The 236-nt window shown below is 59.7% G+C and carries 1 protein-coding gene; it reads right to left on the bottom strand.

What is annotated here, in order from left to right; translation table 11 throughout:
• The coding region (locus CUZ56_RS16480) for a 4Fe-4S dicluster domain-containing protein (protein WP_455431073.1) at nucleotides 1–84 on the bottom strand (84 nt) is incomplete at its 3' end.
• Between the last annotated feature and the right edge of the window lie 152 nt (nucleotides 85–236).

Below are 236 nucleotides of genomic sequence, written 5' to 3'. Positions count from 1 at the left end.
GTCTTCGTAGAAGATCGCCTCCACCGGGCACACCGGCTCACATGCACCACAGTCCACGCATTCGTCGGGATGGATGTACAGCATGCGGCCACCCTCGTAGATGCAGTCCACGGGGCATTCCTCGATGCATGCCTTGTCCTTCACGTCAACGCACGGTTCAGCGATGATGTACGGCACTGCCGTTCTCCTAGTCTGTCCTCACCTGCGGGGATGATCCGCCACGCGAAACCCTATCC

It is taken from the genome of Saezia sanguinis, assembly GCF_003991585.1.
GTDB lineage: Bacteria > Pseudomonadota > Gammaproteobacteria > Burkholderiales > Burkholderiaceae_C > Saezia > Saezia sanguinis.
The sequence above is the reverse complement of the archived record's forward strand: the minus strand, read 5'-3'. Positions and strand labels throughout refer to the sequence as shown.